The sequence below is a fragment of the Stenotrophomonas sp. S39 genome (genome assembly GCF_016624665.1).
Taxonomy (GTDB): Bacteria; Pseudomonadota; Gammaproteobacteria; order Xanthomonadales; family Xanthomonadaceae; genus Stenotrophomonas.
In genome coordinates this window covers 1-7,710 of the sequence record NZ_JACVTT010000140.1, presented here as the reverse complement: position 1 = coordinate 7,710, position 7,710 = coordinate 1, and the positions used below count along the sequence as shown (strand labels likewise).

The window sequence follows — 7,710 nt, the reverse complement described above, 5'->3', positions numbered from 1 at the left end:
TGCGCGACGAGTTCGGCAACCCGCGGGTGCCGTGAGCATGGCTGAGGTGTGGCGCCCCCCCGGGGGGCCCCCCCCCCCCCCCCGGCACTACCAAATCGCGGGCAACAAAAAACCCGGCCGGGGCCGGGCTTTTGTCTGCTGCCCGACCCCGAAGGGCAGGGCGGCAACGCCGGATCAGGCGGCCTTGAGGGCCTTGATGCGGTCGTTCAGGCGGCTCTTGTGGCGAGCAGCCTTGTTCTTGTGGATCAGGCCACGCGCGCTGAAACGATCCAGGATCGGCTGGGCAACGGCGAAGGCGGCTTGGGCGCCGGCGGCATCGTTGGCGTCCAGCGCCTTGATCACTTTCTTGACAGCGGTGCGCAGCATCGAGCGCTGAGCCACGTTGCGCGCGTTGCGCACGACGGTCTGCTTGGCGCGCTTCTTGGCGGACTTGATATTGGCCACGGTGGTGGTTTCCTGAAAAAATCGGTGTTATGGGAACAGCAAGCTAGCTAGTATGATGGCGTAAGAAATGCACGTCAAGTCGATTGTCAAGAGGGACGCTGAGTGAGTTCACCCAAGTTGTTGCGGGGCCTGCTGTCGTTCAGCAGCATGACCATGGTCTCGCGCGTTCTCGGACTTGTCCGGGACTTCGTGGTGACCACCACGTTCGGCACCAACGCCATCACTGATGCTTTCTGGGTCGCCTTCAGGGTACCCAATTTCCTGCGCCGTTTGTTCGCCGAGGGCTCGTTCGCGACCGCTTTCGTGCCGGTGTTCACGGAAGTGAAAGAGACCCGCAGCCATGCCGAACTGCGCGAACTGATGGCGCGCACGGCCGGCACCCTGGGCGGCATCCTCATGCTGGTGACCGCCGTGGCGCTGATCTTCGCGCCGCAGCTGGCCTCGGTCTTCTCAAGCGGCGTTGATACCGACCCGGTCAAGCAGGGCCTGCTGGTCGACCTGTTCCGCCTGACCTTCCCGTTCCTGCTGTTCGTCTCGCTCACCGCCCTGGCCGGTGGCGCGCTCAACAGCTTCCAGCGCTTCGCCATGCCGGCGCTGACCCCGGTCATCCTCAACCTGTGCATGATCGCCGGCGCGCTGTGGCTGGCGCCGCGGCTGGGCGGCACCCCGGAAAAGCAGATCCTGGCGCTGGGCTGGGCGGTACTGGCCGCCGGCATCCTGCAGCTGCTGTTCCAGCTGCCCTCGCTGAAGGGCATCAACCTGCTGACCCTGCCGCGCTGGGGTTGGAGCCATCCGGGCGTGCGCAAGGTGATGACGCTGATGGTGCCGACCCTGTTCGGCTCGTCGGTGGCGCAGATCAACCTGCTGCTGGATACGGTCATCGCCGCCAAGCTGACCGATGGCTCGCAGTCGTGGCTGTCGCTGGCCGACCGCTTCCTGGAGCTGCCGCTGGGCGTGTTCGGCGTGGCCCTGGGCACGGTGATCCTTCCGGCGCTGGCCCGCCATCACGTCAGTACCGACCGTGAGGGCTTCTCGCGCTCGCTGGACTGGGGCCTGCGGATGACCCTGCTGATCTCGGTGCCGGCCATGCTGGGCCTTCTGTTCCTGGCCGAGCCGCTGATCGCGACGATCTTCCAGCACGGCCAGTTCAGCGCCTTCGATACGCGCATGACCGCGCTGTCGGTGTACGGCCTGAGCTTCGGCCTGCCGGCGTTCGCCCTGCTCAAGGTGGTGTTGCCGGCCTTCTACGCCCGCCAGGACACCAAGACCCCGGTGCGCGCGGGCGTGGCCGCGCTGGTGGCCAACATGGTGTTCAACTTCGCCCTGCTGGCGGTGCTCTACCAGGTGATGGTGCCCGACGAGCTGAAGGCGCAGGGCGTGATGGCGGCCATCGGCAAGCAGCCGGGCCTGCATCTGGCGCTGGGCATTGCCAGCGCGCTGTCCAGCTACCTGAACCTGGGCCTGCTCTGGTACTGGCTGGGCAAGACCGATGTCTACCAGCGCCGGCCGGGCTGGGGCGGCTACCTGGTGCGCCTGCTGGTGGCCTGCGTGGCCATGGTCGGCGTGCTGCTGGCCCTGCTGCACTGGCTGCCGGCCTTCTCGGCCATGGGCGTGTGGGAGCGGATCGGCGCCCTGGCGCTGCTGGTCGGCGGCGGCGGCGCCACCTACGGGGTGGCCATGCTGGCGATGGGCTTCCGCCCCCGCGACCTGCGCGGGCATTGATCGTGGCCCACGGCGGCTATACTTCAGGGTTACACCATTGAAGCGGCGGCCCCGGGTGGGCCGGAACGAGAGTTGATGAGCAGGCTGTTCAGAAGCGTCGAGGGCGGGGAGCTGTTCCCCAACGGAAGCGTGGTCTGTATCGGTGCATTCGACGGCCTCCACCTGGGGCATCGTGCGCTGGTCCGCCACGCGGTCGCCCGCGCGCGCGCCTTGGGCGTGGCCGCGGTGGCCGTGGCGTTCGAGCCGCTGCCGCGTGAATTCTTTGCCCAGGGTACGCCGCCGCCGCGGCTGACCCTGGCCCGCAGCAAGGTCGAGATCCTGCGCGAACTGGGCGTGGATGCGATCGGCCTGCTGCGTTTCGACGCGGCGATGGCCGCCATGCCGGCCGAAGACTTCGTTCATAAGCTGCTGGCGCAGCGCCTGGGCGCGCGCGAAGTGTGGATCGGCCCGGAGTTCTGCTTCGGCAACCGCCGCCGCGGTGACCTGGCCCTGCTGCAGGCAATGGGCGGCGAGCTCGGCTTCACCGCCGGCGAGATCGAAGCCGTCGACCTGCACGGTGAGCGCATCTCCAGCACCCGCATCCGCCAGCTGCTGCAGGCGGGCGATTTCACCCATGCCAACGATCTGCTCGGCCGCCCCTATGCGATCAGCGGGCGGGTGGTGCGTGGGCGCCAGCTCGGCCGCACGCTGGGCTTCCCCACCGCCAACCTGCGTTTCCCGAAGACGCCGGCGCTGTCGGGCATCTACGCCACCTGGGTGCACGGGGTGTTCGACCAGCCGTGGCCCTCGGTGTCCAGCTTCGGCACGCGGCCGACGGTGGACGGCGTGGAGCCGCTGCTGGAAGCCCACCTGTTCGATTTCCAGGGCGACCTGTACGGTCGGCACATCGACGTGGAATTCGTCGCCAAGCTGCGTGACGAAGAAAAATTCAATGATCTGGCGGCACTGACCGACCAGATGCACCGCGACGCCGACCAGGCGCGCACCATCCTTTCCGAACATAGATTGCGAGCCACTGCGTGAGCCAGGACTACAAGACCACCCTGAACCTGCCAGCCACCGAATTCCCGATGCGCGGCGACCTGCCCAAGCGCGAGCCGGGCATTCTGGCGCGGTGGGAAGAGCAGGGGCTCTACCAGCAGCTGCGTGACAACGCCGCCGGCCGCCCGCTGTTTGTGCTGCACGACGGCCCGCCGTACGCCAACGGCCGCATCCACCTGGGCCACGCGGTCAACAAGATCCTCAAGGACATCATCGTCAAGTCGCGCTACCTGGCCGGCTTCGATGCGCCCTACGTGCCGGGCTGGGATTGCCACGGCCTGCCGATCGAGATCGCGGTGGAAAAGAAGTGGGGCAAGGTCGGGGTGAAGCTCGACGCCGTCGAATTCCGGCAGAAGTGCCGCGAGTTCGCCGAAGAGCAGATCAACATCCAGCGCGCCGATTTCAAGCGCCTGGGCGTGACCGGTGACTGGGACAACCCGTACAAGACCCTGAGCTTCGATTTCGAAGCCAACGAGATCCGTGCGCTGGCCAAGGTCGTGGCCAACGGCCACCTGGTGCGTGGCGCCAAGCCGGTCTACTGGTGCTTCGACTGCGGCTCGGCGCTGGCCGAGGCGGAAATCGAATACCAGGAGAAGGAATCGCCGGCGATCGACGTTGCCTACGCCGCGCGCGATGCGCAGGCCGTGGCCCAGGCCTTCGGCGTCAGCCTGCCGGGCGATGTCGAAGTGGCCGTGCCGATCTGGACCACCACCCCGTGGACGCTGCCGGCTTCGCTGGCCGTGTCGCTGGGCGCGGAGATCCGCTACGTGCTGGCCGAAGGCTCCGCGCACAACGGCAAGCGCCGTTGGCTGGTGCTGGCCGCCGCCCTGGCCGAGCGCGCGCTGCAGCGCTATGGCGTCGAAAACGTGGTGCTGCACGGTGAAACCACCGGCGCGGCGCTGGAAAACCAGCTGCTGGCGCACCCGTTCTACCCGGAGCGCGAGATCCTGGTGCTCAACGGCGATCACGTGTCCGACGAGGACGGTACCGGTGCGGTGCACACCGCCCCCGGCCACGGCCAGGAAGACTACGTGGTCAGCCAGAAGTACGGCCTGCTGGACAAGTACAACGCCGGCCAGGTGACCCCGATCGACGGCCGTGGCGTGTATCTGGAATCGACCCCGCCGGCCGGTGACGTGGTGCTGGCTGGCCAGCACCTGTGGAAGGCGCAGGACGCCATCGTCGGCGTGCTGCGCGAGAACGGTTCGCTGCTGGCCTTCCACCCGATCCGCCACAGCTACCCGCACTGCTGGCGCCACAAGACGCCGGTGGTGTTCCGCGCCACCCCGCAGTGGTTCATCTCGATGGACAAGGCCAACCTGCGCAACGATGCGCTGGCCGCCATCGATACCGTGGGCTGGTTCCCGAGCTGGGGCAAGGCGCGCATCCAGAGCATGGTCGACGGGCGCCCGGACTGGACCATCTCGCGCCAGCGCACCTGGGGCGTGCCGATCGCACTGTTCACCCACCGCCAGACCGGCGAGATCCATCCGCGCACGGTGGAGCTGATGCAGCAGGTCGCCGACCGCGTCGAAGCCGAAGGCATCGACGTGTGGTACTCGCTGGATGCCGCAGAACTGCTGGGCGCCGAAGCGGCCGACTACGAGAAGGTCACCGACATCCTCGACGTCTGGTTCGATTCGGGCGTCACCCATGAAGGCGTGCTGGCCGCGCGTGGCTTCGGCAAGCCGGCCGACCTGTACCTGGAAGGTTCGGACCAGCACCGTGGCTGGTTCCAGTCCTCGCTGCTGACCGGCGTGGCCATCGACCAGCGCGCGCCGTACAAGCAGTGCCTCACCCACGGCTTCACCGTGGACGAGCACGGCCGCAAGATGTCCAAGTCGCTGGGCAACGGCATCGAGCCGCAGGACATCATGAACAAGCTGGGCGCGGACATCCTGCGCCTGTGGATCGCCTCGGCCGATTACAGCAATGAGATGTCGCTGTCGCAGGAAATCCTCAAGCGCAACGCCGATGCCTACCGCCGCCTGCGCAACACCGCGCGCTTCCTGCTGGGCAACCTGGATGGTTTCGATCCGGCCCAGCACCTGCGCCCGCTGAATGAGATGGTCGCGCTGGACCGCTGGATCGTGCATCGCGCCTGGGAACTGCAGGAAAAGATCAAGGCCGCGTTCGACAGCTACAACATGGCCGAGATCGTCCAGCTGCTGCTGAACTTCTGCAGCGTGGACCTGGGTTCGCTGTACCTGGACGTGACCAAGGACCGCCTGTACACGATGCCGACCGATTCGCACGGTCGTCGTTCGGCACAGAGCGCGATGTACCACATCGCCGAAGCGTTCACCCGCTGGATCGCGCCGATCCTGACCTTCACCGCCGACGAGCTGTGGGGCTACCTGCCGGGCGAGCGCGCCGAACACGTGCTGTTCACCACCTGGTACGACGGCCTGGCGCCGCTGCCGGCCGATGCCCAGCTCAACGCCGCTGATTTCGACCAGCTGCTGGCCGTGCGCGAGCAGGTGGCCAAGGTGCTCGAGCCGATGCGCGCCAACGGTGCGATCGGTGCTGCGTTGGAAGCAGAAATCACCATCGCCGCCAGCGAAGAGCAGGCCGCCAAGTGGCAGCCGCTGGCCGATGAAATGCGTTTCCTCTTCATCAGCGGCGACGTGCAGGTGCGCCCGGCGACCACCGACGAGGTGTTCGTCAGCGCCCAGCCGACCCAGAAGACCAAGTGCGTGCGCTGCTGGCACCACCGCGCCGACGTCGGCAGCAACGCCGACCACCCGGAACTGTGCGGCCGCTGCGCCGGCAACATCACCGGTGCCGGTGAAGTGCGGAGCTGGTTCTGATGGCCGCGCCCCGTCCGCATCCGAACGCACTCATCTGGCTGCTGCTGTCGGCCGCCATCATCGGCCTGGACCAGTGGTCCAAGGCCTGGGTGCTGTCGAGCCTGCCGGAGTTCCAGCCGGTGGTGGTCATCGACGGCTTCTGGAACTGGTACCGCACCTACAACACCGGTGCGGCGTTCAGTTTCCTGAGCGACGCCGGCGGCTGGCAGAAGCACTTCTTCACCGTGCTGGCCATCGGCATCAGCGCGCTGATGGCGTGGTGGCTGCGTGCCACCGCCCGCGGCAACTGGAAGGCGGCGGTGCCGTACGCGCTGATCATCGGTGGTGCCATCGGCAACGTGATCGACCGCCAGGTGCACGGTCACGTGGTCGATTTCATCCAGTGGTATATCGGTGACCACGTCTGGCCGGCGTTCAACGTGGCCGATTCGGCCATCGTGGTCGGTGCCGTGGGCATCGCCCTGTTTGGCCTGTTCGACGGCAAGTCCGCCAAAAAGGCGGATAATGCCTCCCCGAAACCGTAAGCCGGCCGCTGCCGGGAGACTGAACTGATGGATGTGCTGCTCGCCAACCCGCGTGGTTTCTGTGCCGGTGTCGATCGTGCGATCGAGATCGTCAAGCGCGCGATCGAAACGCTGGGCGCGCCCATCTATGTCCGCCATGAAGTGGTGCACAACCGTTTCGTGGTCGACGACCTGAAGCAGCGCGGCGCGATCTTCGTCGAAGAACTCGATGAAGTGCCGGACAACAACACGGTCATCTTCAGCGCGCACGGCGTCTCCCAGGCCGTGCGCCAGGAAGCTGATCGCCGTGGCCTGAAGGTGTTCGACGCCACCTGCCCGCTGGTGACCAAGGTCCACTTCGAAGTGGCCCGCCACTGCCGTGCCGGCCGAGACGTGGTGCTGATCGGCCACGCCGGCCATCCCGAAGTGGAAGGCACGATGGGCCAGTGGAACCGCGAAGCCGGTGTCGGCCAGATCTACCTGGTCGAGGACGTGGAGCAGGTCGCCACGCTGGTGATCAACCAGCCGACGAACTTCGCCTACACCACCCAGACCACGCTGTCGGTGGATGACACGCGCGGCATCATCGATGCACTGCGCGAGCGGTTCCCGGAGATGCAGGGGCCGAAGAACGACGACATCTGCTACGCCACGCAGAACCGCCAGGACGCCGTGCGCGACCTGGCCAAGCGCTGCGACCTGGTGCTGGTGGTGGGTTCGCCGAACAGCTCCAATTCCAACCGCCTGAGTGAGCTGGCCCGCCGCGAAGGCGTGGAGAGCTACCTGATCGACGGCGCGCACGAGATCGACCCGCGCTGGGTGGAAGGCAAGCAGCACATCGGCGTGACTGCCGGTGCCTCGGCACCGCAGGTGCTGGTGGATGGCGTGCTGGCCCGCCTGGCCGAGCTGGGCGCCAACGGCGTCGGCGAGCTGGACGGCGAGCCGGAATCGATGGTGTTCGCGCTGCCGAAGGAACTGCGCCTGCGCCTGGTCGACTGACCGGGCAGGGCGTTCGCCGGGCACGGCCCGGCGCTACCGGGTGTGTGTCATCCACGCATGGCGTGGATCTACTGCATCCGGCCGGGGCATCGCATCGGCGTCATCCACGCATGGCGTGGATGGACACCCGCCACGATCGGCGCATCGCATCCCCGGTAGATCCACGCCATGCGTGGATGGACACCCGCCAC

At 67.1% G+C, this 7,710-nt stretch carries 6 protein-coding genes; 5 read left to right on the top strand and 1 reads right to left on the bottom strand.

The window, feature by feature from the left end; all coding sequences use genetic code 11:
* Positions 1 to 174: 174 nt before the first annotated feature.
* On the bottom strand, positions 175 to 444 hold the full coding sequence (rpsT, locus tag IAE41_RS21090) for a 30S ribosomal protein S20 (protein ID WP_079221071.1): 270 nt from the start codon (positions 442 to 444) through the stop codon (positions 175 to 177).
* 117 nt (positions 445 to 561) lie between these two features.
* On the opposite strand from rpsT, the gene murJ reads away from it, so the two are divergent.
* The 5 genes from murJ (at position 562) to ispH (ending at position 7,519) form a co-directional block, all read left to right on the top strand.
* Positions 562 to 2,166, top strand: coding sequence for a murein biosynthesis integral membrane protein MurJ (gene murJ / locus IAE41_RS21085; protein WP_200734440.1), 1,605 nt, complete (start codon positions 562 to 564; stop codon positions 2,164 to 2,166).
* A gap of 75 nt (positions 2,167 to 2,241) precedes the next feature.
* A complete protein-coding gene (locus IAE41_RS21080; protein ID WP_079221073.1) occupies positions 2,242 to 3,189 on the top strand; it encodes a bifunctional riboflavin kinase/FAD synthetase in 948 nt (315 codons plus the stop codon).
* A complete protein-coding gene (gene ileS / locus IAE41_RS21075) occupies positions 3,186 to 6,017 on the top strand; it encodes an isoleucine--tRNA ligase (RefSeq protein ID WP_200734439.1) in 2,832 nt (943 codons plus the stop codon). Before IAE41_RS21080 ends, ileS begins: the two co-directional genes overlap by 4 nt.
* Positions 6,017 to 6,541, top strand: a complete 525-nt coding sequence (gene lspA / locus IAE41_RS21070; protein ID WP_200734438.1) for a signal peptidase II — start codon at positions 6,017 to 6,019, stop codon at positions 6,539 to 6,541. The genes ileS and lspA overlap by 1 nt, the downstream gene beginning before the upstream one ends.
* 27 nt (positions 6,542 to 6,568) lie before the next feature.
* Complete coding sequence (ispH, locus tag IAE41_RS21065; protein ID WP_108760141.1) at positions 6,569 to 7,519, top strand: 4-hydroxy-3-methylbut-2-enyl diphosphate reductase; 951 nt, start codon at positions 6,569 to 6,571, stop codon at positions 7,517 to 7,519.
* Positions 7,520 to 7,710 lie beyond the last annotated feature (191 nt).